General features: G+C 70.4%; 20 protein-coding genes and 7 pseudogenes. 9 read left to right on the top strand and 18 right to left on the bottom strand.

Going from position 1 to position 25,774, the window contains the following annotated elements; genetic code table 11:
- Positions 1–27: 27 nt before the first annotated feature.
- The 6 genes from ABZV94_RS01405 to ABZV94_RS01430 all read right to left on the bottom strand — a co-directional run bounded on the left by ABZV94_RS01405 (position 28) and on the right by ABZV94_RS01430 (position 4,796).
- A complete protein-coding gene (locus tag ABZV94_RS01405) occupies positions 28–288 on the bottom strand; it encodes a hypothetical protein (protein ID WP_356335991.1) in 261 nt (86 codons plus the stop codon).
- Positions 285–731, bottom strand: coding sequence for a CBS domain-containing protein (locus ABZV94_RS01410; RefSeq protein WP_356335993.1), 447 nt, complete (start codon positions 729–731; stop codon positions 285–287). Before ABZV94_RS01410 ends, ABZV94_RS01405 begins: the two co-directional genes overlap by 4 nt.
- 32 nt (positions 732–763) lie before the next feature.
- Entirely contained in the window at positions 764–1,753 is a 990-nt protein-coding gene (locus ABZV94_RS01415; RefSeq protein ID WP_356335995.1) for a nitroreductase, read from the bottom strand.
- A 172-nt stretch (positions 1,754–1,925) separates the two neighbouring features.
- On the bottom strand, positions 1,926–3,290 hold the full coding sequence (locus tag ABZV94_RS01420; RefSeq protein ID WP_356335997.1) for a nicotinate phosphoribosyltransferase: 1,365 nt from the start codon (positions 3,288–3,290) through the stop codon (positions 1,926–1,928).
- A 20-nt stretch (positions 3,291–3,310) separates the two neighbouring features.
- A complete protein-coding gene (locus ABZV94_RS01425) occupies positions 3,311–4,021 on the bottom strand; it encodes a response regulator transcription factor (protein ID WP_356335999.1) in 711 nt (236 codons plus the stop codon).
- Between the two features lie 103 nt (positions 4,022–4,124).
- Positions 4,125–4,796: a CBS domain-containing protein gene (locus tag ABZV94_RS01430; RefSeq protein WP_356336001.1), complete on the bottom strand. Its 672-nt coding sequence runs from the start codon at positions 4,794–4,796 to the stop codon at positions 4,125–4,127.
- A 217-nt stretch (positions 4,797–5,013) separates the two neighbouring features.
- On the opposite strand from ABZV94_RS01430, the gene ABZV94_RS01435 reads away from it, so the two are divergent.
- Both ABZV94_RS01435 and ABZV94_RS01440 read left to right on the top strand, forming a co-directional pair.
- Positions 5,014–5,919, top strand: a complete 906-nt coding sequence (locus tag ABZV94_RS01435) for a universal stress protein (RefSeq protein WP_356336003.1) — start codon at positions 5,014–5,016, stop codon at positions 5,917–5,919.
- 26 nt (positions 5,920–5,945) lie between these two features.
- The gene (locus ABZV94_RS01440; protein WP_356336247.1) at positions 5,946–6,860 is read left to right on the top strand and encodes a universal stress protein; all 915 of its coding nucleotides are present in this window, start codon (positions 5,946–5,948) and stop codon (positions 6,858–6,860) included.
- A 120-nt stretch (positions 6,861–6,980) separates the two neighbouring features.
- Here the strand turns inward: ABZV94_RS01440 and ABZV94_RS01445 are convergent.
- Both ABZV94_RS01445 and ABZV94_RS01450 read right to left on the bottom strand, forming a co-directional pair.
- Positions 6,981–8,072: pseudogene (locus ABZV94_RS01445) on the bottom strand (site-2 protease family protein); the annotation flags it as partial.
- Positions 8,073–8,152: 80 nt separating this feature from the next.
- The gene (locus tag ABZV94_RS01450; protein ID WP_356336005.1) at positions 8,153–8,725 is read right to left on the bottom strand and encodes a hypothetical protein; all 573 of its coding nucleotides are present in this window, start codon (positions 8,723–8,725) and stop codon (positions 8,153–8,155) included.
- 332 nt (positions 8,726–9,057) lie between these two features.
- Here ABZV94_RS01450 and ABZV94_RS01455 point away from each other — a divergent pair, with 332 nt between their 5' ends.
- Both ABZV94_RS01455 and ABZV94_RS01460 read left to right on the top strand, forming a co-directional pair.
- The gene (locus ABZV94_RS01455; protein ID WP_356336249.1) at positions 9,058–10,128 is read left to right on the top strand and encodes a zinc-dependent alcohol dehydrogenase family protein; all 1,071 of its coding nucleotides are present in this window, start codon (positions 9,058–9,060) and stop codon (positions 10,126–10,128) included.
- Positions 10,129–10,149: 21 nt separating this feature from the next.
- A pseudogene (locus ABZV94_RS01460) lies at positions 10,150–10,819 on the top strand (pyridoxamine 5'-phosphate oxidase family protein).
- Positions 10,820–10,903: 84 nt separating this feature from the next.
- Here the strand turns inward: ABZV94_RS01460 and ABZV94_RS01465 are convergent.
- Positions 10,904–11,362 (bottom strand): annotated as a pseudogene (locus ABZV94_RS01465) (pyridoxamine 5'-phosphate oxidase family protein).
- A gap of 33 nt (positions 11,363–11,395) precedes the next feature.
- A pseudogene (locus ABZV94_RS01470) lies at positions 11,396–12,082 on the bottom strand (putative PEP-binding protein); the annotation flags it as partial.
- A 632-nt stretch (positions 12,083–12,714) separates the two neighbouring features.
- Between ABZV94_RS01470 and ABZV94_RS01475 the strand changes: the two are divergent.
- On the top strand, positions 12,715–13,239 hold the full coding sequence (locus tag ABZV94_RS01475; RefSeq protein WP_356336007.1) for a DUF6262 family protein: 525 nt from the start codon (positions 12,715–12,717) through the stop codon (positions 13,237–13,239).
- Positions 13,240–13,558: 319 nt separating this feature from the next.
- Here the strand turns inward: ABZV94_RS01475 and ABZV94_RS01480 are convergent, their stop codons facing one another.
- The 3 genes and pseudogenes from ABZV94_RS01480 to ABZV94_RS01490 all read right to left on the bottom strand — a co-directional run.
- Entirely contained in the window at positions 13,559–14,659 is a 1,101-nt protein-coding gene (locus ABZV94_RS01480; protein WP_356336008.1) for a hypothetical protein, read from the bottom strand.
- Positions 14,660–14,665: 6 nt separating this feature from the next.
- On the bottom strand, positions 14,666–15,250 hold the full coding sequence (locus ABZV94_RS01485) for a hypothetical protein (RefSeq protein WP_356336010.1): 585 nt from the start codon (positions 15,248–15,250) through the stop codon (positions 14,666–14,668).
- Between the two features lie 247 nt (positions 15,251–15,497).
- Positions 15,498–16,655 (bottom strand): annotated as a pseudogene (locus ABZV94_RS01490) (PEP/pyruvate-binding domain-containing protein); the annotation flags it as partial.
- Between the two features lie 196 nt (positions 16,656–16,851).
- Between ABZV94_RS01490 and ABZV94_RS01495 the strand changes: the two are divergent.
- On the top strand, positions 16,852–18,564 hold the full coding sequence (locus ABZV94_RS01495) for a GAF domain-containing protein (protein ID WP_356336012.1): 1,713 nt from the start codon (positions 16,852–16,854) through the stop codon (positions 18,562–18,564).
- 116 nt (positions 18,565–18,680) lie between these two features.
- Positions 18,681–19,382 (top strand): CBS domain-containing protein, encoded by a 702-nt coding sequence (locus ABZV94_RS01500; protein WP_356336014.1) that lies wholly within the window; start codon positions 18,681–18,683, stop codon positions 19,380–19,382.
- A 488-nt stretch (positions 19,383–19,870) separates the two neighbouring features.
- Here ABZV94_RS01500 and ABZV94_RS01505 read toward each other — a convergent pair whose 3' ends face one another.
- The 3 genes and pseudogenes from ABZV94_RS01505 to ABZV94_RS01515 form a co-directional block, all read right to left on the bottom strand.
- Entirely contained in the window at positions 19,871–20,530 is a 660-nt protein-coding gene (locus ABZV94_RS01505; protein ID WP_356336016.1) for a CBS domain-containing protein, read from the bottom strand.
- Positions 20,531–20,601: 71 nt separating this feature from the next.
- Positions 20,602–21,060: a cyclic nucleotide-binding domain-containing protein gene (locus ABZV94_RS01510; protein WP_356336018.1), complete on the bottom strand. Its 459-nt coding sequence runs from the start codon at positions 21,058–21,060 to the stop codon at positions 20,602–20,604.
- A gap of 360 nt (positions 21,061–21,420) precedes the next feature.
- A pseudogene (locus tag ABZV94_RS01515) lies at positions 21,421–21,843 on the bottom strand (GNAT family N-acetyltransferase); the annotation flags it as partial.
- 296 nt (positions 21,844–22,139) lie between these two features.
- On the opposite strand from ABZV94_RS01515, the gene ABZV94_RS01520 reads away from it, so the two are divergent.
- The gene (locus ABZV94_RS01520) at positions 22,140–22,424 is read left to right on the top strand and encodes an SHOCT domain-containing protein (RefSeq protein WP_356336020.1); all 285 of its coding nucleotides are present in this window, start codon (positions 22,140–22,142) and stop codon (positions 22,422–22,424) included.
- Between the two features lie 566 nt (positions 22,425–22,990).
- Positions 22,991–23,308 (top strand): annotated as a pseudogene (locus ABZV94_RS01525) (XRE family transcriptional regulator); the annotation flags it as partial.
- Between the two features lie 308 nt (positions 23,309–23,616).
- On the opposite strand, the gene ABZV94_RS01530 reads toward ABZV94_RS01525, so the two are convergent.
- Both ABZV94_RS01530 and ABZV94_RS01535 read right to left on the bottom strand, forming a co-directional pair.
- A complete protein-coding gene (locus tag ABZV94_RS01530) occupies positions 23,617–25,284 on the bottom strand; it encodes a caspase family protein (protein WP_356336021.1) in 1,668 nt (555 codons plus the stop codon).
- Entirely contained in the window at positions 25,277–25,747 is a 471-nt protein-coding gene (locus tag ABZV94_RS01535; protein ID WP_356336023.1) for a hypothetical protein, read from the bottom strand. The genes ABZV94_RS01530 and ABZV94_RS01535 overlap by 8 nt, the downstream gene beginning before the upstream one ends.
- Between the last annotated feature and the right edge of the window lie 27 nt (positions 25,748–25,774).

The following is a 25,774-nucleotide window of genomic DNA, read 5'->3' on the forward strand; positions in this document are numbered from 1 at the left end:
CCCGGCCCGAAGCCGTGAGGACCCGGATCACTGGAAGGCCGCGTGGATCTCCTGCTCCGTAGCCTTGTGCGACACCAGCAGGAGTTCGTCGCCGAGCATCAGCTCCACCTCGGCGTGGGGAACGGTGGGCCGGCCGTCGCGAACGACGGTGGCGACCACGGTGCCTGCGGGCAGCATGATCTCGCCCACGGGGACGGACGAGGCGTCCCGCTGTTCCGGGCGCGGTGACGGCACCGGCCCGGCCTCGCACGCGGTGGCCGTTCGCTGTCGAGCCGGTGGCGACTTCATGCCCCCGTCTCCGCAGGAGGGCCCGGGGGCTCGTGCAGGACGCTCCAGGCGACCGGTCCGAGCAGGTCGGCAAGGTGCCGGAAGACGTCGAGGAAGAGGTCGTCGATCGTGAGCACGCCCACCACCCGGCCCCCGTCGAGCACCGGAAGCCGGCGGACGCCTGTGCTGCGGAACATCAGATAGGCCCTCTGAAGGTCGTCGCCGGGTTCCACCGAGACGACCTGCGATGACATGACCTCATCCACCCGCGCCTGACTCGACAGGCCGCCTCCCACGCCGCGCACGGCGAGGTCGCGGTCGGTGACGATGCCGCGCAGTGTCCCCTCGTCGACCACGAGGACGGAGCCGACGGCGCACTCGGCCATCCGCCGGGCCGCCTCGGCCAAGGGCACGTGGGACGCCACGCACACCGGGGGAGCCGTCATCACCTCGACGACCTTCATGCGGCCACTCCTCGCTCCGCGGTGGACGCGGGTCAGAGGACGTCGAGCAGGTCGGCCACCGGCCGCCGGGGGCTCGCCGGGCCTGCGGGGCCGTAGCCGAGCCGGATCACCATTTGCACGTGTGCCATGGCCGAGACGGGGTCGCGGACGACCCACCGAAGCTCGGGCCACTCCAGGGGCTGGGACGTGACCGAAGCGACGAGTCCGTCGGTGGTGGCCCGGAGCAGGACCCGCTCCAGTGCCTGACCGGCGCACAGCCAGTCCACCGGCTCGTCGCGGGCCGTACCGAGCAGAGCGATGTTCGGGTTCTTCTCGAACGGAGCCCAGCCGCGCCCGGGCATCGGCCGGCCGACGGCGAAGTCACGTACAGGGGTGGAGGTACCACGTTGCCGCGGGCCGAACGCCTCGCCGGAGATGCCGTCGGCCGCCCCAGCGGTGTTCGACGGCTCCGTGCGCGTCCACCGCGCCGTCTCCCGGCGTATCTCCGGGTCGACCGCTTCTCTGCCCTCGGCGTCCCGCACCAGGTCCAGGATCGACCGCACGTGCCAGGCCCCGGGGAACAGCAGCTGCGCGCCCTCCGCGTCGGCCGCCTCACAGAGGCTCTCCCTCACTGCCGGCGGTACCGCATCGTCACGGAACGGCAGTCGGCTGGAGTGCCGGCGCCGGATCGCAGGACCCAGCTGGGCGAGCGCCCCGTCGGACGGTCCTCCGCCGCACAGGTGCACTTCGGCGAGGAGTTCCGGGTAGGCAGCCTCGGGCAGCAACCGGACGAGCGGCGCCAGACCGGCCGCCGCGGCGGACACGCGCAGGTTGAGCAGCGCGGCACCGCAGCCCATGTGCAGGCCGCGATGTTCGGGGTCGGTGCGCGGCAGTGCGCGCGCCAGATCGGCGTACAGGCGCAGGACGCCGATGTCCCGCAGGTAGCGGAAGGCCCAGGGCTGGGCGTTGTGCAGCGAGGGCGCCGCGGCGGCGTCCGCCACGAGCGCGGTGACGGTTTCCACATCGGGAGGTTGTGCGGTCACGGTGTCTTCCCTTCGTGCCGGCGTGCCGTGGTCGATCCCAGGAGCCTCCTGCCTCCGGCGGCGTGGAGGGCCATCGCCGTCGATTCCATGGAAGGCTCCGATCCGGCCGGTCTGACAGGGGCCATTGGTCCCCACGGCGGGCCGGCTGACCCTCCTCCGTCAACGAACCAGGTCAGCGCGCGTGTGTGCCCGTGGACGCGACAGGCCGCCCGGAGCCCGGCCGGGCATCGATGTCGGCGCGTACCGAGGCGGTCAGCCGCTCGAGTGCCGCGGACCGCTCCGGCGGGACCGGTTCGGGGTCATGGATCCGGCGTGCCGACACGGGCAGGTCGGCCAGGTCCTCCTGGAAGCGTCTGCGGGCGTCCCGCCAGTGTTTCCGAGAACATGTCCGCCGTCCGCCGCGCATGACGGTGCGCAGCAGGGGCCGAGCGGACTCCGGAAGGTCTTCCTCCGCCAGCGCGATCACGTCGGGCCGTCCAGCGCGGCGGAAGACCTGTTTGCGGCCAGGGGCCGTCACCTTCGCCGAGGACAGTTTCATCACCGGGTGGCCGTCGTACTCGACGAGCTTGTACGCGGCGTCCAGGAACGGCGCGTCCGCGGCCACGCCCACGCGCGTGCCCACCGCGTACACGTCGATCGGCGCGCCGGCGCGCACCAGCCGGTCCACGCCGTACTCGTCGAGTCCGCCGCTCGCCACGATCCGCACCTCGGCCAGCCCGGCGGCGTCCAGGACGGCGCGTGCCCGCCGTGCGAGTGCTTCGAGGTCGCCGCTGTCCAGGCGGATCGCGCAGCCGGGGCCGCGCCGCAGATCGGCCAGGACCCGGGCGGCGATGCGCACACCCTCCTCGGTGTCGTAGGTGTCGACGAGGAAGGTGACCGGGCCGGGGTGGGCGCGAGCGAAGGCGCGGAAGGCCTCCTCCTCGCCGGAGAACGCCTCGATGTAGGAGTGGGCCATGGTGCCGGAGGCCGGGATGCCGAGCGCCACTGCCGCGGCGACGTTGCTCGTGCCCGCGAACCCGACCAGGGCACCCAGTCGGGCGGCCTGCAGGCCCGCCCACGGGCCGTGGGTGCGGCGCAGCGAGAAGTCCACGACCGGCCGTCCGGCGGCGGCCAGGACGCAGCGCGCCGCCTTGGACGCGACCACCGTCTGGTGGCACAACTGGTTGAGCAGGTAGGTCTCCACCAGTTGCGCCTGCGGCAGCGGGGCGGTCACCTCCAGCAGCGGCTCACCGGCGAACACCAGACGGCCCTCCGGTACGGCGCGCACCTCACCGTCGAAGGAGAGACCCAGGAGCGGTTCGAGGTCCTGGACAGGGCGGTGCAGGGCGTCCGCGAATTCCTCGACGTCCTCCCGTTCCACGCGGTAGTCGGCCAGGAAGTCCAGGGCGGACTCCAGCCCCGCGGCGACCAGGAAGCCCCGGCCGGGCGGGAGGTCACGGACGAAGAGACTGAAGATGGCGGGCGCCCGCATGTCCTCCCTGAGGTAGGACAGGGCCATGGTCACTTCGTAGAGGTCGGTGGTGGTGACGTCGGACATGGTGATCGCCGCCGGCGCTCTCAGCTGCGGGAGCGGTCTTCCGCGCTGGGGGATCCATGCTGGTCCAGATGGGAAGCGAGGACCGCCGCCTGCACCCGGCGTTGCACGCCCAGTTTGGCCAGCAGCCGGGAGATGTGGTTCTTGACGGTCTTCTCCGACAGATACAGCTTCCCGCCGATCTCCCGGTTGGTCAGACCTTCACCGATAAGCGCAAGGATGTCGCGTTCCCGGGGCGAGAGTCCGGCCAGTTCAGGGGGCAGCGAGGGGACCTCGGCCGGGTCCGACCGCAGGGACCGCATGAGCCGTGCGGTCGTCGCCGGGTCCAGCATCGACTGGCCCGAGGCGACGGTGCGCACCGCCGAGACCAGGCCGGAGCCCTTGATCTGCTTCAGCACGTATCCGGAGGCTCCGGCCATGATGGCGTCCAGCAGGGCCTCCTCGTCATCGAAGGAGGTCAGCATGAGGCACGCCAGGTCCGGCATCCGGTCGCGCAGTTCACGGCAGACCGTGATTCCGTCGCCGTCGGGGAGGCGGACGTCGAGCACGGCGACGTGCGGGCGCAGAGCCGGGCCCCGGGTCAGCGCGTGCTCGGCCGTGTCCGCGTCACCGACCACGGAGATGTCCGGCTCCGCGTCGAGGAGGTCGGTCAGCCCGCGTCGAACCACCTCGTGATCGTCGAGCAGGAACACGCGGATCGGGCTCTGCGCGCTGAAGGTACGTGTCTCGGCCATGGCGACCTCATTCCGCGGACGGCTGCCGACTGCCTGGAGAATCGATCATCGACGGTGGACGCCGGTTGCACCAGGGCCGACCGGCCCCAGTCAGCGGACGGCATCAGCCTCTCTGTCGCTGCTGCGCCCCGCCGTCACGGGTCAGGTCGAACTCCACGTCCACGACGCCTTCGACCGCCCTGACCAGGCGCGCCACCACGGGGACGACGGCCGGGTCACGGATCCGGCCGGTCAGCGTCACCACACCGTCGTCCACTTCCACCCGCACAGCCGACGACGGTGGTGCGCACAGATACGAGGTGATCTCGCGCCGGACCTCCTCGGCGATGTCCTCGTCTGCGCGCAGGAACACCGTGAGCAGGTCCGCCCGGCTGACGATGCCCGCCAGCAAGCCGGCGCCGTCCACCACCGGCAGCCTCTTGATCCCCTCACGCGCCATGGTGCGCGCGGCTTCGGCGAGCGTGGCGTCTGCCGGAACCGTGACAGCGGGGGACGACATGAGGTCTCCGGCGGTGAGAGCGCCGGCCTTCGCCACGTCGACGGGCTGACGCAGTTGGAGGTAGCCCGCGTCGGCGTCGTCCCGGAGCTCCTCCTTGGGCAGCAGATCGGCCTCGGAGACGACGCCGACCACCCGGCCCTCGCCCTCGATGACGGGCAGGGCACTGACCTGCCAGTCCTGCATCAGCTGCACGATCTCCTTGAAGGGAGCCCGTCGGCCGACGGCGGCCACCGTCTGGGTCATGACGTCGCTGACGGTGTGCGGGGTGCCGTACATGGTGACTCCGTAAGAACGCCGCTTGTTACATCGAGCTCCTTCCAGGGTGTGCCGCGAGGGCAGTGGCCTGCCAGGGGCCACCCGGCCCCGGAGCGGCTCCTCCGTCGTGACCTGGCGGAGGTCCGGTCGGCCCCGGACCGGGCCGTGTGGCCCCTGCTGCGGGCGGCAGGACACCGGCACGCTGATATCAGTCACTCCGGACCGGGAGGTGGAGACGATGTCCCGAACGGTCACCGTGGGCCTCGACGACTCACCGGAGAGCCGTGGCGCGGCCGAGTGGGCGGCGCGCGAAGCGCTGCTGCGCGGCTTGCCACTGAAGATCGTGCACGTGCAGGAGCCGACGCCCCGCTACGTGGCCCGTACCCCCCTGCTCGATCTCGACAGCTACCGGCACTGGGCCGAACAGCTGGCACGCGAGTCCGCGGACGGCATCCGGCTCCGCCACCCCGGCATCGAAGTGACCACCGAGCAGCTCACGGGGACCGTGGCCGACGTCCTGTGCGAAGCGGCCGGTTACGCCGAACTGCTGGTGCTGGGCTCGCGGGGCCTCGGCGGACTCGGCGGCTTCGTGGTCGGCTCGGTGAGCCTGGGCGTCGTGGCCCGCGCCGAGCGCCCGGTGGTACTGGTGCGGGCGGGCGAGCAGGCTGCCGACGAGCACCGGATGGACCCGGCGGGAGTGCCCTCCGCAGCGGCTCCCTTCCGTCCGGTCGTGCTCGGCCTGGACGTCGGTGAGCCGGACGACACACTGCTGGAGTTCGCCCTCGACGCAGCCGCCCGCCGGAAAGCCGCCCTGCGAGCCGTCCAGGCCTGGCCGGAGCCACCGACCTCCTTCCACGGCTTCCCGACGGACGCCGCATTCCACGATTCACTCGCCCGCGGGCAGGCGTCGCTCCTCGGCAAGGTGCTGCGTCCTTGGCGGGAGAAGTTCCCCGAGGTCGATGTGATCGAGGCGAGCCGATGCGGCAGCGCCGCGCAGGTCCTCGTCAACGATTCCCGCGACGCCTCCCTCGTGGTCGTCGGCCGACGCATCCGCACCGGCCCGTTCGGGGCCCGCATCGGCCACGTCACCCACTCCGCCCTCCACCACATCGCCGCCCCCGTCGCGGTCGTCGCACACACCTGAGCAGCAGCCCCCCGAGGAGACAACCCATGAAGGCATCAGCCGCACGGGCCTTCGGTGAGTTCGTGGACCATCCCATCGTCGTCGGTGTCGACGGCTCGGCGCCGAGCCTGAGAGCCGCGGAGTGGGCTGCCGACGACGCAGCCGTGCGCGGAGCGCCGCTCCGACTGGTGTACGCGTCGCTCTGGGAACGCTACGAAGGCGCAGCCCTGGCACAGGACCTCGGCAAGCCCTCGGAGGAGGTGATGGCCGAGGACGTCATCGAGGCCGCCGAGCGGCGCGCCCGCCGTCGGCAACCAGGCCGGAAGGTCACCACCGACATCCTGCCCGAGGAAGCCGCATACGCCCTGATCCGCGAGAGCCGCAGCGCCCTGGCCGTCGTCCTCGGTTGCCGCGGCCGCGGTGCGGTGGCCGAGGCACTGCTCGGCTCCGTGAGCCTGGCGGTCGCCGCGCACGCGCACTGCCCGGTGATCGTGCTGCGCGGCAGCCACGACAATCAGGTCCGCAGAGGGGATGACGGCCGGATCGTCCTGGGGGTGGGCGAGGAGCCGGCGGACTCGGTCGCCGTACGGTTCGCGACCGAGGAGGCCGTGCTGCGCGGAGTCCCGCTGGAGGCCGTACGGGCCTGGCGCCGGCCGTTGCACGAGCCGCGCCCGCACCCGCTGATCGTCGGCGAGCCGGGCCATCTCCAGGAGGCGCGGGCCGCGGGGTTGCTGGAGGAGGCGCTGGGAGCTGTTCCGGCCGGCCTGGACGTGCGACGCCGTACGATCGAGGGCTTCGCTCGTGACGCCCTGCTGGCCGCCTCCCGTGGGGCCGGCCTGCTCGTCGTCGGCGCCCGGCGCCGCCAGGGCCACTTCGGACTCCAGCTCGGCCGCGTCGCCCACGGGGTCCTCCACCACGCGGCCTGCCCAGTGGCCGTCGTACCCGAACCCGCCTGGCAATAGAGGACATGCGGTCACGCCATCGGGATGCCGACCGAGCCGAGCGTCACGCATGCCTCGGGTAGCGCGGGCCGGCGCCGCGCCGCCCGGCGGGGGCGCGGTCGGCCAGGACAGGGCGCGGGTGACGTCGGCGAGGGTCAGGATGCCGACGAGGCGCCGCTCGTCGAACACCACCGCGCGGCGCACAGGGCTCGCTTCCAAACGCGGCAGCAGGTCGAGCACCGGCTCGTCGGGCGCGGCGATGACGATGTCGCCGGGAGGGTGCATCACGTCGCGGACCGTCGTGGTCGCACGGGTCTGCACCGGTGCCGCCTGGGCACGTCGCACGGTGAGCAGGCCGACCACCGAGCCGTCGGCCGCCAGCACCGGGAAGGCCGAGTGCCGGTAGTGACCGAAGGGTCCCTCGGCCAGGAAGTCGGCCAGGGTCGTCGTGTCCGCAACCGTGACCGGGTCCGGAGCCATGACGCGGCTGACCGGGACACCGCCCAGCACGCCCCGCAGTTCGGCCTGGCGGACCTCGGCGGTCGCCGCGCTGATGAGGAACCAGCCGATCAGAGCGGGCCACAGGCCGGACAGGTTGTGCCCGAGCAGTACGGCCGCGAAGCCGGTCAGCACCATGAACCAGCCCAGGGCCCGGCCCGCCGCCGACGCCCCTCGGGTGGCCCGCAACCGGTCGCCGGTGCGGTGCCACAGGAACGCCCGCAGCAGACGTCCCCCGTCCAACGGGGCCGCGGGCAGCGCGTTGAAGACGGCCAGCAGGATGTTGATCGCGGACAGCCAGGCGACTGCCTCGACCACCAGCCCCGAGGCGTGCAGTGCGTCCAGCCCCGCGGCGAGGCCGGCGAGAACACCACCGGCCAACAGACTGGTGAGCGGCCCCACGGCGGCGATGCGCAGTTCCGCGGCCGGCGTGGCTGCCTCGCTGTGCAGCCGTGCGGCGCCACCCAGCATCCACAGGGTGATGCCGTCGACCTGCACGCCGTTGCGGCGGGCCACCACGGCGTGCGCCACCTCGTGCGCGAGCAGCGAGGCGAGGAAGACGACCGCGGTCAGCGCGGCCAGCCCCCAGTACTGGATGGCGGAGTGGCCCGGATGGGCGGTGGGGAACTCGCCGCGCGCCAGAGCGACCGTCACCAGCACGACGATGACCAGAACACTCCAGTGCAGGCCGACCCGCACGCCGGCGATCCGACCGAGAGACAGCGACTCGTTCATGAACTCGCCTCCAGCTTGCCTGTGGAGAGCCGTAGTGCCGCTCAACGGGTGCAATGGACCTCGACCTCGGCCGGCACGGTTCACCCCGGCTTCGGACCCCACTGCGGTCCCACGCGATCCCAGTCCTGGTCCCAGTGGGTCATGCGGCGCCGGTCGAGCTGCACTCGTGCGACCGCGCCCGCGCCGAAGACCGGAACCGCGACGGCGAGGACGGCGGCGGCCCCGAAGAGAGCCGCCTCGACATGGCCCTGGGCCCGGCCCGTCGGCTGCGACAGCACGAGGCGGCCCCGGTCGTCCTGCCAGACCGTCACCCGACCTCCTGCCTTCAGGCCTCCGTCCACCAGCGTGTGCCCGGTGCGTGAGGTGCCGTCCGGTGCCGTCCAACGCACTGATCCCTGGACACGGCCGTCCGGCGACCCGTCCGTCGTGAGGTCGCGCGGCGCGTCGGACACGAGGACCGCTCGGACGGCGTGTCGGTGAGCGCGCTGTTCCGCGTACTCGTGTTCGGCGGCGCGGGCCGTCACCAGTCCGGCCAGGGCACCGCCGAGCACGGCGAGCACCCAGACCACCAGGACGATCCAGGCCTCGACGACGTCCTCGTGCCGCCGCAGCGGATTGCTCCGCCACCGCCACAGCCGCTGCGTGGTGCTCATCACGGAACACCTCCTCGTCCTGGTGTCTCCTGCGAACAGTGGCTCCGTCCGACCTGCGTCCACAGGGGCCGACGGGCCCCTACGACGGGCCGCCTGGGGCCCGGTTTCCGGGCTGGGGGAGGCCGTAAGTCCCCATGGAGCTCCTGCCGGGATCGACCAGCACCGCTCGGTCGTCGTCCAGGGCCGGTCGGCCCAAGCGCAGACTCCCGGCCACCGCGCAGCCTGTAGGCGCGGGGCGTTTCACGGCACCGTGCCGGAGCCCGGTCCGCGTCTTCGACGTACGCGCCGGATCGCTGGCCCCGCGACAGACCGAAACAGGGGTGAACGACGCGATGAAGGGCTTCGTCTTCCACGGCTCCGGACAGGCGTCCTGGCAGGACGTCCCGGACCCGGCCGTCAAGGAACCGACCGACGCGATCGTGAAGGTCGACGCGGTGACGATCTGCGGGACGGACCTGCACATCCTCAAGGGCGACGTGCCCGAGGTACGCCCCGGCACGGTGCTCGGCCACGAGGCGGTCGGTGAGATCGTCGAGGTGGGCAGCGACGTGCGCACCGTACGCCCCGGGGACCGGGTGCTGGTCTCCTGCATCACCTCCTGCGGGCGGTGCCGGTTCTGCCGGGAGAGCGCCTATGGCCAGTGCCGGGGCGGCGGAGGCTGGATCCTCGGCCACCTCGTCGACGGCACCCAGGCCGAGTACGTCCGGGTCCCCTACGCCGACCTGTCCGTCCACGCGCTGCCCGCCGCCGTGCGCGGCGAGGACGCCGTCCTGCTCGCCGACATCTTCCCGACCGCCTACGAGGTCGGCGTCCTCAAGGGGCACGTGCGTCCCGGTGACACGGTGGCCGTCGTCGGCGCGGGTCCGATCGGACTCGCGGCCATCGCCACGGCCCGGATGTTCTCCCCGGAGCGGATCATCGCCGTCGACCTGGCCCCGGCCAGGCTGGAGGCGGCCCATCGGCTGGGCGCCGACGCGGTCGCCGACGTCCACGAGGCTCCCGGTCAGCTGGTCGCCGACCTGACGGACGGCCTCGGCGCGGACGTGGTGATCGAGGCGGTCGGTGTGCCGGAGAGCTTCGAGATGTGCACCCGCATGGTCCGCCCCGGCGGGCACGTGGCCAATGTCGGCGTGCACGGCAGGCCCGCCACGCTGCACCTCGAAGACCTGTGGATCAAGAACGTGACGATCACGACCGGGCTGGTGGACACCTGCTCCACCCCCACCCTACTGCGGATGGCCGCCGCCGGCCGGCTGCCCACCGGGCACCTGGTCACCCACACCTTCCCGCTGGACCACATGGAAGAGGCGTACGACGTCTTCTCCAAGGCAGGCGAGACCGGTGCGCTGAAGGTGGTGCTCGACGTGGAGCAGCACGCGGAAGTGGCCGTTCCCGCGGCCTGACCGGCAAGGAGCGTGACGGCCATGACCGAGCACACGAGCGCACGTGCGGCGGCGGAGGTGCCGCTGGGCGACCTGGGCCGTCGCCTGGCCGCCCGCAGAGCCCGACTCGGGCTGACGCGGCGGCAGACGGCTGCCCGCGCGGGCCTGGCCGTCAGCTACCTGCGATACCTGGAGGAGTATCCCGGCGCCGCACCCCGCTCCGGCGTGCTGCACCGGCTGGCCGAGGTACTGGGCACCACGGTGACCGACCGGCGGCGCCGTCGACGTGCCACCCGGGCCTGGGCGCGCCGCCCGCGAGCCTCGCTTCACCGCGTTGACCACCGGCGAGTGCCGGGCCTTGCTGGGCTCGCACGGAGTCGGGCGGCTGGCGGTGGTCATGGGGACGGGGCCGGAGATCGTGCCGGTCAACTACAGCGTCGTGGACGAGGCGATCGTCATCCGGACAGCGCCCGGCGCAGCACCGGCGTCGGCCGACGGCCGCCCGGTGGCCTTCGAGGTCGACCGGATCGACGACGCGTTCAGCCGGGGCTGGAGCGTCGTGGTGCGCGGCGTCGCGCGGGCGGTCACGGACCCCCGGCAACAGCGCCGCTACGCCGAGAAGGCACACAGCAAGCCATGGGCAGGCGGTCAGCGTGACCTGTGGCTGCGGATCGAACCCGGCATGGTCACGGGACGCCGGATCTCCGTGTGAACTGGTACGCCGTTTCACGGTGCGGGCGGGAGGAGCACGCATTCGATACTCGTACCGCCCGCACTTGCGAGGGCACACCGAGCGTCAGCCGGTCGCCTTCGCCGCGCCGCCCGTATCCGTGAGCAGGACACCGGTGACCAGCTCGGGGTGGATGCGTACCGCCTGCCCCCTTCCATCCACCGGCACCCGGGGCTACAACAGCCCCTGAATGCGGGTCACTTCGGTCGAGTCGTCCACCAGGCGAGCGAAACCCGTGATGACGACGCTCCAACCGAGGTGGGTGTCGGGGTCGATGGCATCGGCCTCGTACGCCACGACGACGCCCGAGCCACCGGACTGCTGGGCCTGCCAGGCGAGAGCGGCACCCTCGTGGGTGAGGACGACGATGTCGCCGTTGTCCAAGACGTGGTTGACCGGACGGACGGCGGGCAGTGCCTGCTGGGTGAAGACGATCCTTCCCAGTGACACGCTGCCCAACAACCGCAGTGCCTCGGCTTGGTCGAGGTCGACGCGCCGGTGCGCCGGCTCGTGGTCGTGGGTCATGGCTGAGCTTCTTCCCGAGTACGGGTCCTCTTCTCACCTGCTGTCACTGGAGCCCGTGCTCCCCAGCACGGCCCGGCCGGCCTCAAGGCGCGCCACCGGCACCCGGAACGGTGAGCAGGACACGTAGTCCAGGCCGACGTCGTGGAAGAAGTGGACCGTGCTCTCCGCACACGCCGGTCTCCAGATCCGGGCGGGCCGCACGACCCTCCTCTACCGCGATCCGGACCAGCCTGCCCACCCCGTCACGGTCGAGCGTCTCGAACGGTGAGGCGGCGAAGACGCCCTGTCCAGGTAGGCCGCGAAGAACGCGGCCTCCACTTCGTCACGGGAGAAGCCCCAGGTGGTCTGGGTGAGGTCGTTGGAGCCGAAGGAGAAGAACTCCGCCTCCTCGGCGAACCGCCCCGCCGTGAGAGCGGCCCGGGGCAGCTCGATCATCGTACCGACGGGGCAGGGGACGGGTACGCCAGTCTCCTCGCCGACCTCGGCCAGGACACGCGCCACCTCCTCGCGGGCGAGCCGCAGTTCCTCGACGGCGCCGACGAGCGGCACCATGATCTCCGCCCGCGGGGAGCCACCCGCCCGGGTGCGCTCGACCACCGCTTCGGCGATCGCCCGGACCTGCATCGCGACCAGGCTGGGAACCACCAGGCCGAGCCGCACGCCCCGCAGGCCCAGCATCGGGTTCTCCTCGTGCATCCGGTTCACCGCGGCGAGCAACTCCACGTAGTGCGCGTCCGGTTGCCCGTCGGCGGCCAGTGCTTCGTGAGCTAATGGGGCATAGATCGTTGCAAACTACACAAACCTACTATCGGGTGACGGAGAAGCGGACCCGGGCTGCGGTCGACAAGCTCGTCTCGCACCAGTTCGACCGGCACGGAAACCGGATCTGGACCCAGGCCCGCCAGCTCCTGGAGCACGAACACGCCCGCCTGCGGATCGGCCAGGTGTCCGTCCCCTATGGCATCTGCGTCGAGCCGACGAACGTCAAGGCCGGCGGCCTCGGCTGCCCGTTCCGGTTCCGATGCGTCGGCTGCGATCACTTCCGCACCGACCCGTCGTACTTGCCGGAGCTGCGGGCCTACCTCGACACGCTGCTGCGAGACCGTGAACGCCTCACAGCCGCGACCGAGTTGGACGACTGGGCCCGCACCGAATCGACCCCGTCCGAAGAGGAGATCAAGCGCATCCGTCACCCTGATCCGCCGTGTCGAGACCGACCTCGAAGGGCTCACCGACGACGAACGCGAACAGATCAAGGATGCCACCCGGACCCTGCGCAAGACCCGCACGGTGTCCCTCGGCATGCCCGGCATCCGGGCCCCGGAGCCGAACCTGCGACTGGAGCGCCACGCATGACGACATCACCGGACCACCTGGCCAAGGCGCGGGCCGCGGACTCCGAACGCCGCAGGTCCCGCGTCCTGAAAGCCCTGGACCAGCTCGCCGCCGACGGCGAGGAGATCAGCGTCTCCGCGGTCGCCCGCGCGGCCGGCGTTCACCGCGGCCTGATTCACCGTCACGACGAGCTGCACGCGGCCGTTCTTGCCCGCGCAGCCGAGCCCCCGCCCGGCACAACGGCGAGTACGCAGGTCAGCCGCCAGTCCCTGCTGGCTGACGTCGCGAACCTCACGGCCCGCAACAGCCGCCTGTCCACACACATCACCCGGCTCGAACGACGCCTCTCCGAGACCCTGGGGCAGGCGGCCTGGGAAGCCTCCGGCCTCGGCGCCCCAACGGACGTCGAAACGCTCACCCGCCGGGTCACCGAGCTGGAACAGCAGATCCTCGACCTCCGCGCAGAACTCGCCGAGCGGGACGAGGACCTCGCCGCGGCGCGGGCGGCCAATCGCGAGCTGATAACCCAGGTCAACCGCTGACTGCCCCATCGCTGCCACCGCCAGCGCGGTCGCGTTGATCGCAGGGTGCACCGTGTTGTCGGCGATGATGACGAGGGTGTTCGCGAGGCCCGACGGAACGGCCACCGGCGAGCCCTGGTTCTTCTGCACATCGGCTCACGGCACCCGGCGCGAGTCCGACGCCAAAAGGTTGCGCGCCCAGATCGGGGTACTTCGCGGCGTGATAGCGGTCCAGGATGATTTGCGCCACCACGATCACTGCAAGCGCGAACGGAGACTGCGTGATCACCAGGAACAGCAGGCGCAAGGGCGATGCCCGTCATGCGCCAGATGGCCCGCCCTAACTTGGCGATGTGTCGTCTGCGGCTGGAGACGGGCGAGCCGCGGGCAGTGTCGGCTGGGTGGGTGTCGGCTCGCCTCTGGCGCTCGACTCCCCGAGGGCGGTCCTGTAGGTGTCCAGCGCGGTCTGTCCCGGGTGGAAGCCGCTGCGGACGAGATCGCTGGCCAGGTGCCACATGGCGCGCTCCTCCTCGACTCCGTCAGGGATCGTGAGTCCGAGCGCGGAGGCCAAGGGGTGTCGGCCAAGGTTGACCATGGCCCGGACCGCGCCTGCCCATTCGTCGGTGGCCACGACCGCCAGGTGATACCAAAGAAGTGTGAGCGGCGGCAGAACCGCAATGGTTGCGGCCACCAGCCAGGGGCGCGCAGCGTTGCCGAGAGCGAGGTCGGCGATGGCAGCCGCAACGACGAGCAGGTGCCCGTAGAGCAAGCTGACGAAGAAGTCGACGCTCATCCGGGCTTCGTCGGTCTGCTGGCGTGCCATGTCGGGGACAGCGGCGTTGAGTTCGTGCCAGAGCACCTGTGAGTCGAGTCGGTAGCGGTCATAGCCATACTCCTCGAACCGTCGGATCGCGTTGCCGAGCCGCGTTGGGGTGACCTGCCGGTCGTCCAAGGGGTATCGGTGCAGCTGCTCGTTGAGGAGCGCGAACCAGGCATCGCCCTTGCGCATGTCCGCAGTCAGGTAGCGGCTGATGATCGGGTGGGCACGGAAGGCGGCAAGCGCGGACTCGTCGGTAGCGGCCAGATGACCTGCTCGTTCCTGATCTGTCAGGGCCAGGGCGTCCACGCGATTGCGCAGCAGGTGCTTGCGGGCCAGATGATGTCGACGCCGTGCTTGGGCAAGCCACCGGGGCCAGCCGCGATATCCCTCAAGGACGCGGTAGAGCGGCGTCTGCAGGGCGGCAAGGACCAGGCCGAGGACCGCCGTGGCGACCAGGCCGAAGATCGCGGCCTGGCCCTTCTCGGCCTCGAGCGAGGTGAAACTGCTGAGCTTCGGCACCACCACGAACCCGAAGATCAGCACATTGATCAGGCTGGGCAGGATCCAGCCGACCAGCAAGGCGCGCCCGCCGCCGAGGGCGCTCTGGACCAGCCCAGTCACCGTGGCCTACCGTCGGCCCCGGTTCCGGCCCAGCAGACGGCGATACCACGGTTCGCGTAGATCGTCGTAGGGGCTGACCGTCCCGGGAACCGAGTCGCCATTCGCCGGGTTCCCTCCTGGTCGCGCTGTGACGCGGCGCTGTTCCTCAGCAGCGGCCTCGGCACGAGCCTGCTGACGTTGGTAAAACCCTGGGCCAGGCGGGCGCGAGCCGATTGGAGCAGAATCAAGCTCACGTCGGTCAAGTTCGGCAACGATAACGGCGAGGTGCGCTCTGCCCGTGTACACCAGCTCGAAAAGAGGCACTCCGAAGGGCGTGGATCGGGTTTCGAGGAGCGAGCTGAGGGCGAACTGCAAGCGGGGAATGTCGATGTACGGATGGACGTAGTCGGGGGAGGTCATCTCGGCACATGCAGCCCAAATGCCCTCCATGCTGGCGGCGAACTCGTCCAGTATGTCGTTAAACGCGGCACGCTTTGCATACGCGTCCATCGCTTTCCGAGTTTCTGCCTCGTCGCCTTCCATCCGATCGACCACCCGGGCGGAAGCCTTGTGCGCCATTCGAACTACTCGCTCAACCTCTTCTGCCTCCATGTGCCATGACCGTACTTGACTCGTGCCGATTTGGTTCGCCGATTGGCACACTCCGGGTGTGAAGCAATGAGCAGCGTGGACAGCTCGTCGCTACCGTGCATCGTGAGTCAAAGAGGGGAGCCCTGGGGCTTCGACGGCCCTCAAATCTAGAGGCCCGTCCGCGACACTGTCGCGGACGCCTCCTGGACCGTTGCACCGCTGTCACCAGCACAGATTCGGCCTGCTCGTCTCCGCTGATCTTACGAACCCGAGGGAAAGGCAGGGCCAGCCCGTCACCGTTCACCCGCGCCAGGCCCTCGTCCGAACTGATCAGACCTTCCTGCACCAGCTCGGCGGCGATGGTGAAAGCGGCTTCCGCGGTGCGCTTGCCCACCCGGGTCTGCAGCATCCACAGCGTTCCGCGCTCGATGGTGAACTCGATGTCGCACAGGTCGCGGTAATGCCGCTCCAACGTCCGCGCGTGTTCGCGCAGCTGCCGGTACGAGCGTGGGTCCAGCCGCTCGAGCTCGGACAGCGGCACGACGTCCCGCACGCCCGACACCACGTCCTCGCCCTGGGCGTTCGGCAGGTAGTCGCCGTACAGGCCGGGCCGCCCGGTGGCCGGGTCGCGGGTGAAGGCGACACCGCTGCCCGAGTCCGTGCCCAGGTTGCCGAACACCATGCGCTGGACGGTGACGGCGGTGCCCAGGCCGTCCGGGATGCGCTCGCGCCGCCGGTACAGAGGGGCGCGCTCGGCGTTCCAGGACCGGAAGACGGCGAGGATCGCCTCCTGCAGCTGCCGGGCGGGGGACTGCGGGAAGTACCGATGGGTCCGGTCGCGAATCAGCCGCTTGTACGCCTCCACCAGCCAGGCCAGGTCGCAGGCATCCAGACGGAGGTCGTCGGGGGCTCCACGAGCCTCTTTCAACCAGGTCATGGCTTCGTCGAAGAGGGCCTGGTCGACGCCCATCACCGTCGTGCCGTACATCTGCACGAGCCGGCGGTAGGAGTCCCAGGCGAAGCGCTCGTCGCCGGACGCCTTGGCGAGGCCGAGCACGGATGCGTCGTTCAGCCCGATGTCCAGGACGGTCTCCATCATGCCGGGCATCGAGAACCGGGCCCCCGAGCGGACGGAGACCAGCAGCGGGTCATCCGCCTGCCCGAGCAGCCGCCCTGCGGCCCTCTCCAGCGTCGACAGGTGCCTGGAAACGTCCACAGAGAGGCCCTCCGGCTCCTCACCGCAGGTCAGGAAGGCGTGACACGCCTCGGTGGTGACGATGAGTCCCGGCGGTACCGGCAGCCCCAGCCGGGTCATCTCGGCCAGGTTCGCGCCCTTGCCGCCGAGCAGGTCGGCCAGGTCACGGCCACCGTCCTGGAAGTCGTACACATAGCGGACTCCTCGGCTGTGCGGCCTCTGTACCCCCAGCCTGGGACGAAGCCACGCGCCGGGGCAGGTGCACCCGGTCCCCACGGGTGGGCCGACCGGCCCTGTGCGCGCCTCTGGGTACGAACGGTCCTTCCGTCATGGAGCGGGCGTGCTGCCGTTTCTCGCAGGGCGCGACTACCGTGGGTGGTGACCGCGACCGTCCGGACGTGCGTACGTGGGGACATGAAGGAGCGTCGTGGCGAACTCGGAAGAGCACCGTGTACGGCTGCCGGAGCTGAAGCTCGACGAGCTGCTGGAGGAGCTGCAGGCCCGGATCGACGCGGCCCGTGGCACCCGGGACCGGGTGCACAGCCTGCTGGAGGCGGTCCTCTCCGTCGGCCGGGAGCTCGACCTCGAGCAGGCGCTGCGCTCGATCGTGGAGGCCGCCGCCGTATTGGTCGACGCGGAATACGCCGCCCTCGGGGTCATCGGTCCCGACGGCACCACCCTGTCGGCCTTTCACACCATCGGGGTCACCGAGGCGCAGATCACTGCGATCGGCCCCTTCCCGCAGGGCCACGGCATCCTCGGTGAAGTGATCCGGAACCCGGAGCCGCTCCGGCTGGAGAAGATCTCCGAACACCCGGCCTCGTACGGTTTCCCGGCCCACCACCCGCCGATGAACAGCTTCCTGGGCGTTCCCATCCGGGTCCGCGACCAGGTCTTCGGCAATCTGTATCTGACCGAGAAACGCGGCGGTGTGCAGTTCGACGAGGAGGACGAGGCGGTGCTGTCCACGCTGGCCGTGGCCGCCGGCGTGGCGATCGACAACGCCCGCCTGTACGAGGAGTCCCGGCTGCGGGAGCGGTGGCTGCGGGCGAACGCAGAGATCACGCACTGCCTGATGTCCGGCAGTGAACGCGCCGAGGCCCTCAAACTGATCGCGGAACGGGCCCGCGAGATCATGGGATCGGCGCTGGCGGCGGTCGCGCTGCCCGTGCGGGACTCTCTCACGGTGGAGATCGCCGTGGGCGTGGACGCGACGGTGCACCAGGGATTGGTGCTCCCCCTGTCGGGGACACTGATGGGGCTTGCTTTCTCCGCGGCTGCTCCGGTCATCAGTGACGATGTGCATCAGGACCGGCGGATCTCCCATGAACCTCCGCGCTTCCACGGACTCGGCCCCGCCGTGGCCGTCCCGATCGGCACCGGGGAAGGCGGCGTACGAGGCGCGGTGCTGGTGGCCCGTGAAGCGGGCCGGCCGGTGTTCTCGGGGCAGGAGGCCGACATGCTGGGGGGCTTCGCCGCGCAGGCCGCCATCGCCATGGAACTGGCCGAGCGTCGCGAGGACGCCGAGCGGATCGCGGTGCTCCAGGACCGCGACCGGATCGCCCGGGACCTGCACGACCTGGCCATTCAGCGTCTTTTCGCCACCGGTATGACACTGCAGAGCGCGGGCCGCTTCATTGAGCATCCGGAGGCGTCCGAGCGCGTCCTGCGGGCCGTGGACGACCTGGACGAGACCATCCGGATCATCCGCACCACCATCTTCGGGCTGCGAGCGCGCGAGGGCAGCGCAGACGCCGGTTTGCGAGCCAGGGTCGTGCGCATGGTCGGGGAGGAGGCCCCGGTGCTCGGATTCGCGCCCAGCGTGCGCATGGAAGGCCTCGTCGACACGGACGTGCCGCACGAGATCGCCGACCAGGTCGTGGCCGTCCTCTCCGAGGCACTCACCAACATCGCCCGGCACGCTCGCGCCGACCGGGCACAGGTCGTCCTGACGACCGACGGCCGCGAGGTCTCCCTGACGGTCTCGGACAACGGCGTCGGTATCCCGCCCTCCGGTCGGCGCAGCGGGCTGCGCAACATGGCCGAGAGGGCGGAACAGCTGGGAGGGCACCTCGATGTGTCCAGCCCTGATGAAGGCGGCTCCCTGGTGCGCTGGCGGGTGCCTCTTCCCCGTTCCTAGGAGACGGAACGGTGGGGCCGGCGGCTCGGGAACGGGCCACTCGGCCCATGTCCGAACAACGCTCGCCGGTGCAGCCTGAAGGTGTCCCACTACGGCACTGCGCCCTGGAGGACGCCATGAGCGGCACTCCCACCGTCGTGAACGACGTGATGACCCGCAGGGTCGTCGCCCTGCGCGCGCGGGCGGCCTTCAAGGACATCGTGCGGACCATGCAGGAGTGGCGGGTCAGCGCCCTCCCTGTGCTGGATGACAGCGGACGCGTCGTCGGCATCGTCTCCGAGGCCGACCTGCTGCCCAAGGAGGAGTACGGCGAAGGCGGTTCGGGCCATCATGGGCTGGTGCGGCACGTCGCCGACGTCGTCAAGGGCGATGCGGTGACCGCCGGTGAGCTGATGACCGCTCCGGCCGTCACCGTGGCACCCGACGCCCCCCTCGCCCACGCCGCACGCGTCATGGCCCACACCCGGGTGAAGAGGCTGCCGGTCGTCGGGCACGATGGGACCCTCCGGGGCATCGTCAGCCGGTCCGACCTGCTGAAGGTCTTTCTCCGGGATGACGCGGACATAGCCGAAGAAGTGAGGTGCGAGGTCGTCGCGCCGCTCCTCGGCGCGCACGCCGAAACCGTCCGGATCCAGGTGCGGGACGGTGTCGTGACTCTCACTGGCCGAGTGCGCGAGACGGCCGTGATACCGCTCGCCGCCCGCCTCGCGCGCGCCGTGCCGGGCGTGGTGAACGTGCACTGCGCGCTCACCGACCCGCCCCGCCATCCGGATCTCGACCCCGACCTGCCGGACTCGCGGCCGACGGCCCCTGCCTGATGACCGCCGACCGCTTGCCGACGAAGGGACGTCGAGGCCTGCGATCGTGCTCGTCACCCGGGCCCTCGTCCTCCGCGGAGGCCTGGCGGGTGTTGGCGGCGCTAGGTGTGCTGTTCGGACAGGTTGGTGACGCGGCTGGCTGGTGGGTGGCCGCTGATGCCGGTGTGGGGTCGGTGGTACTGAGCGGCGCGCCGGGACACACGTCCGCCGTTCTCACCGGCGCGGTGGCCGGGAGCCCGCCTGCCGACAGCGGCTACGACGACCGCCGGACGGTGTGAGCCGCCGGCTGCAGACGGGTGCTGAGACCGGTGCCCTCGTGGGACCGGTGCCGTCGTGGCGGGCGCGACTGCTCCGGCGGCGGCCCAGCCGAGTGGGACCAGGAGTGGGATCAGGTCGACCCCGACTGGTGCGGGAGCGGCCCGGCGGAAGAGGCCGAGCCGGAAGGTCAGATGCTGCAATGAACGCCGATCGGGTCGCCGCTGAGGGCGTTACCCGGCGTCGGAGCCGGCGGCGGCAAGCCGGCAGTCCACGCCCACCACCCCTTCCACACCCCTGACCAGGCGCGCGGCCAGCGGGATCCGTGCGGCGTCCCGGACGCGTCCCGTGAGGGTCGCGACGCCGTCGCTGACGACGATGTGCACGGGCTCGACCGGTGCCGGGAAGAGAACGTCGACAATGTCCCGGCGGATCTCGTCCGCCAGATCGTTGTCGGGACGCAGGAACACCTTCAGCAGATCCCCGCGACTGACCACGCCTTCGAGGACGCCCTCGGCATTCACCACGGGGAGCCGCTTGACGTGCCGCAAGGCCATGATCCGTGCCGCCTCGGGGAGCGTGGCGTCTCCATGAACACTGACGGCCGGGGAGCTCATCAGCTCCTCCGCGCGCACCGCCCCGGCCTTCGCCAGGTCGGACAGCCGACGCAGTTGGGTGAACCGGTCCGGGTCGCTGTCCCGGAACTCCTCCTTCGGCAGCAGATCCGCCTCGGACACCACCCCGATCACCCGTCCGTCGCCCTCCAGCACGGGAAGTGCACTGACCTTCCGCTCTTCCATGCGTTCGACGATGTCCTTGAACAGGGCCTTGCGGCCCACCGCGACGACGGCCCGCGTCATCACGTCACTCACCCGGTGCGGGCTGGTGTCCATGTTCTCTTCGTTCTCTTCGTTCTCATCGTTCTCTTCCCTCTGCCGTTCGGCCGGAAGGCGCGGGTGCGCGGTCACACCAGGTCACCGCTGCCGTAGGGGGCGTACAGGTCGAGCAGCCGGACCCGGGTGGCGTGCAGCCGCTGGGCGACCACACATCCCACCCACACCGCCAGAGCCCGTCCGAACGCCGGATCGGCGGCGCACATCGCGCGCACCGCCTCGGCGTCGAACTCCCAGGCCCGTACCGGAGTCATTGCCTCGGCGCCCAGGTGCCAGAGGTACGGCGGGAAGTGCCAGGACCAGCCGACCAGTTCGCCGTGCCCGAGCGACTCGACCACGGCCGGGTGTCGGCCGGGCACGTGCAGATCGAGGGCGACGGTTCCGGTGCGGACGATCCAGAAGCGGTCGGCATGCCGGCCCTCCTCGAACAGACGGGTCCCGGCCTCGAAGGAGACCTCGCGGGCGAGGCGCATCAGCCGTTCGCGGTGCACGGGCTCAAGCGCCGTGCTCATGGTGGTTCCGGAGGTCATCGCACCGGCTCCCTTCCTGGGCTCTCGATCCCAGCGTGCGCTCCCTCGGAAGCCGGTGCCACGGGCCGGCCGGACCCCGGCCATGGGCCCTTCGGCTCAAACCGCGCGGCGTGTCGCCGGGCTGGGGCCGGCAGACCCGATCCGTGCCGGTGCCACACACCGGATGGGGCCGCCCACCCCCGCGTGTCGCCGCCGTCGTGGTCGGCGATCCATGCCGGTACGACGAGGGGGCGGTCCGGCGGTGCTGTCCCGCGCGAGGGGGCGCGGAGAGGCCCTTCCCGCCGGCACCGTACTCGCGGAGTGCGACCTCGATCCGGGGCGGCTGATCCGGCTGCGGGACCGTGCGGACCTGACCCTCCTCCTGGAGGCCGCGCGCACATCGGCGCTGAACGCGCTGATCCCGGCCGTACGTGCGGCGTCCGCGAGGTGTTCCAGCAGGAGGGTGCCCACACCACGGTGGTGCCAGTCGTCGGCCACCGCCACGGAGATCTCCGCCGTGCCGCCGCCCGGCAGCACCTGGTACTCGGCCAGCCCCACCAGCCGCCCACCGCACTCGGCCGCGAGCGCGCGGTAGCCGGGGCGTTCGCCCTTGACCACCCGGTCGGCGGCCTGTCGGGCGGAGGCCGGGTTGAGGGAGAAGAACCGCAACCGCAGGTTCTGCGGTGACATCTCCTCGTACAGCCGCTGCACCTCTTCGTGATCCGCCGGACCCGCCGGCCGTATGCGGACAGTGGTCCCGTCGGCCAGCAGGGCGTGCACCGGGGCTTCCTGGATGCCGGTCATCACGACCTCTCCCTCCGGACGATCCCGCGTCCAGCGTCCAGCGGCGGGGCCCGGCCGCACAGGGGCTGACCGGGCACTGTGCGGGCCGAGTGACCCTGCCGGGGGAGCGGCAGAAAGCCCCGCAGGACCACCTCACTGGGTCAGCGCCACCTCGATAGGGGACCACCGGCCCCTCATGTTGGTCCGACCGGCTCAGGACGTGCGGGAAGGTCGGCGGTACGTCTGAGGAGCAGACACTTCGGCAGCCACAGGCACCGGCCCCGTTGCTCCCGGCGCCCTTCAGGAGGTGAGCCATCGTGGGATTCTGGTATGGCCACGGCGGATGGGGCTGGTTCGCCATGTCCGTCGGCATGGTCCTCTTCTGGGCCTTGATCATTACCCTCGGTGTTCTTCTGTACCGCTCTCTGGCCAGGCCGGGAGAGGACCGCGACCCTGCCGGCAGCCGGCTGCCGGGAACCTCCCCAGAACAGCTCCTTGCCGATCGCTTCGCCCATGGGGAGATCGACGAGGACGAGTACCGGCGACGGCTGAGCGTCCTGCGGGAAAGGAGCCCTGACGGCCCTCGACCCGGTCGGCGTTGAGCAACAGGAGACAGCCGTGGTCGAAGGGCTTTCCGCGGGCGCCATGATGGATGGGGCGCCGCACTCAGCCGGTCCTCGACCTGCCGTCCGGCCAGCGCGTTGCACGGGAGGCGGCTGCGGGGCCCTCTCACTCCCCTCGACATCACTCCCCGGCACGGCACGGCCTGCCGCCGTGACCCGCTTTCCCCGAGTCCAGAGGCAGACGTCCGCCGTTTCGGCTTCGAGATCGCGCGCTGCGTCGGCGCCCTCGTACTGCTGCTCGCCGGCTGCCGAACGACCGCGCGGCCGGGGGGGGGGTGACGTCTCGATGCCAGGAGCCTTTGTGTCGACGCGGCCCACCTCGTCGCCCCGGACCGTTACGGACGCGACCGTGTACGGCACCCGTGCCGGATGGCGGTATCAACTCGCCACCGACTACGCGTGCGGGTCCGCAACAGCAAGGCCCCCCTGCTCGGCGGCAGCCGGTCAGTCGCGTCGACCTCATTCTGCGCCCGGGAGGCTGCGCCGCGGACCGGTCCGAAGCCCGACGGTGTTCGCTGAAGCGCCCGGCTTCGGGAAGCTTCAGCCGCTGGTGTCCACAGATCCGCGTTCGGGCCAAGGAGCGCGCGGCGATCACCGGCGGCATCGGCATCGACACCCGGGCCCGGCTCGGCCACACCGGGCCGATCGGCTCCACCGACGAGTCCCTGCTCCGGCACCTCACCATGGCGCTGGGCCCGCAGTACGCTGCCCGTCTCTGCGACGCCCAGGAGGCCGGCGCCGGCGACCAGCGGCTCCAGCAGATCGCCGCCGACGCGCCCCGTGAGGTCTACTTCCAGGACAGCGGCCGCCGCGCCGGTCAGCTGGAGGAGGTCCGTTTCACGGACATCGAGCACGTGGAGTTCGGACCTGTAGCAGCCCGTTCCTCAAGCCCGCGAGCCCGGACCAGTTGGTCCGGGCTCGCTCGCGTATCCGCGGGGGTCGGATTGATGCACGCAATGCCTCGTTCAACGCCGTCCCGACGCCGCCGGTTACGGTTCGCCGCACCCGTGTTCGAAGCCCTTGAGGCGGGGTCCAGTTCGACGGCCGCGCCGCACAGCGAGCACAGCCGCACGCCCCACTGCTCTGCCGCCTCCGGTGCCCGGTCCAGCGGCAGCACCGGCGCCCCGGCCGCCGCGGCCCCAGCGCCTCTTGGACAGGCGAGGGCGGCGATTCACATGACTTTATGAGCGTAATCGCGGAGCGTTGTTCCTCCATTGCGGACCACGTCCCGGAGGCTGCAGGCGTCCTCGTCACGGCTGGACCGAGTAGGAAGGAACGAGAGTGTGAAGAACTGAAGGATGGCGACGCCTTCCTCCTTCGTCAGCGTTCCCCATTCACCGCGGGGGCCACCGAAAGCCTCTACCAGTGCCTCGACGCAAAAGGCAAGTGCGCGACTTTGATCCCCTTCCCACTCTTGCTCCAACCATTGCTCATAATTTTCACCGAGCCGCGCCACCTCGTCCTGTGTTGCCTCACCGGACATTACCTTGACGAGGAGTTCGCCATGCCCAGGGATTCGTTCTTTACCCATGTCGTCCTTTCTGCTGTGCAGTTTCGGCCGCGCTGTCTGACGATCTTTCCCCTCGCAAGCATGCGCGTGGGCCAGTGGGCCGAGTCCCAGGGCCTGTCTCTGTCGCAATCCGTCCAATGCTCGTTGTGCGCCCTCGTGGCCGCCGCGGGCGGAGACTTGGTACCACTTCAGCGCTTCAGGCCAGTTCCCCAGTCGGTCCTCATAAAGTTGCCCAAGCCAAAATGCTCCGAAGATATTTCCGCACCGTGCCGCTTTCTTATACCAATACATTGCCGCATCGATATCTCCATCAAGCGGCTCGTCGGGCGAACTCCCGTCAAGCAAGGCGCGTGTTCGGCCTTCCAGAAGAAGACCCAATCGGCTCATCGCATCGGTGTGCCCCGACTCGGCGGCTTTGCGGTACAGTGCCTCTACCTTGACTAGATTCTTCAGTCCGTTACTCCAGTCCGATTCCAGCCTGTAGGCGGCGGAGTACATCTCATCGGCGTCCATATCGGAGTACGGTGCCGTCATCGCATCGTCAGCCGCTGTCGGCGCCGCGCTGAACACTGCTGAATTTGCACGGTTTCGGGCGAATACGAAGTCAGCTGCATGATCGCTGACACGGCAGCCTGGGGCGGGTTTACCGTCGCGCACCAACGCGTCGGCGACCTTGTCGAAGATCGGACCAAGAGTAAGCCCGGCTGGCTGGTCCGGGATACCGCCTTCGATGATGTCGACCAGGTACTTGGTGAAGTAGGTCTGGGGGCGCGGGCTATCCGTCGTGGTCTCGAACCAGGCTGTGTTGAACTCACCGCTGGCCATCATCAAGTAGAAGCCCGGTGAACGCGGCATGTCTGGGGCGCCGGCCAACTTGCTATCCTGGCCAGCCGCCAGACCTGCGAAGCAGCAGTCCAGGATTGCGATCTTTGTGGCCGCCTTGCTGGCCCGGAAAGCGAGGCGAACCGCGTCAAAGGTGAGGCTGGTGGTGGTGCGCAGGACTGGGTCGGGGCTGGAGTCGCCCAGCGCGAGGCAGAGCCTGTCGTCATTGTCGTACTGGCCGTGGCCCACGTAGTAGAACAGCGCGACATCGACTGCGTCGCACAACCACAACACCAGCTCGTGCGGCAGCTCACCGAGCCTGGCCCGATTGCCGATGACCGACACTCGCTCCTGAGGCCAGCTGCCGCACAGCGGGCTGGTGAGTAAGTCCCGCATCCGGTCAAAACTGTGCTCGGCCGCTGGCACCGCCCCTAGGTTGCTGTAATCCCAGGTGCCGATCAAGACGGCCCGGGACCGCGAGAAGTCGCCGTCCAGGGCGTCAGGCATCCAACACCTTCTCGACGACGGGCATCACGTCATCAACGTTGTCGACGGTTATGGTCACCGTCCTGTCTGCGGTTTTTACGGTGACCGATACGTTGGAACGGCGGGACCGGATGAATGCGGGAAGCGTCCTGGCTGCCACCGCAAGCGCCCCGCTGCCGGCGGCCACCACCTGGAGCACATCCCAGGCGCCCAATTCCCCGTCCGCAAGCGTTCCTGGAAGCTGAATGATCTCCACTCCGGGAACTCGGCGCAGATGCTCGCGGAGCGACCGCAGCTCGCCCGGATCCGACACCGAAACCTCAAGAACGTGGACCCCTCCGCCTAACAACCCCGCCCCCCTCTGTGTCCGCAGTGCCCCGATTGTGTCAGGACACGGTCTTCTGTGTGAAGGGAACCGGCTGACTACAACTGACTGGCTACGGTCGTCGGCATGTGTCGGCCGCCCCGATCCCCTGCCGACCACGGTCCCAGCTCCTCAAGTACCTGGACG

It is taken from the genome of Streptomyces sp. NPDC004658 (genome assembly GCF_040609555.1).
In the GTDB taxonomy this organism is placed as follows: Bacteria; Actinomycetota; Actinomycetes; order Streptomycetales; family Streptomycetaceae; genus Streptomyces.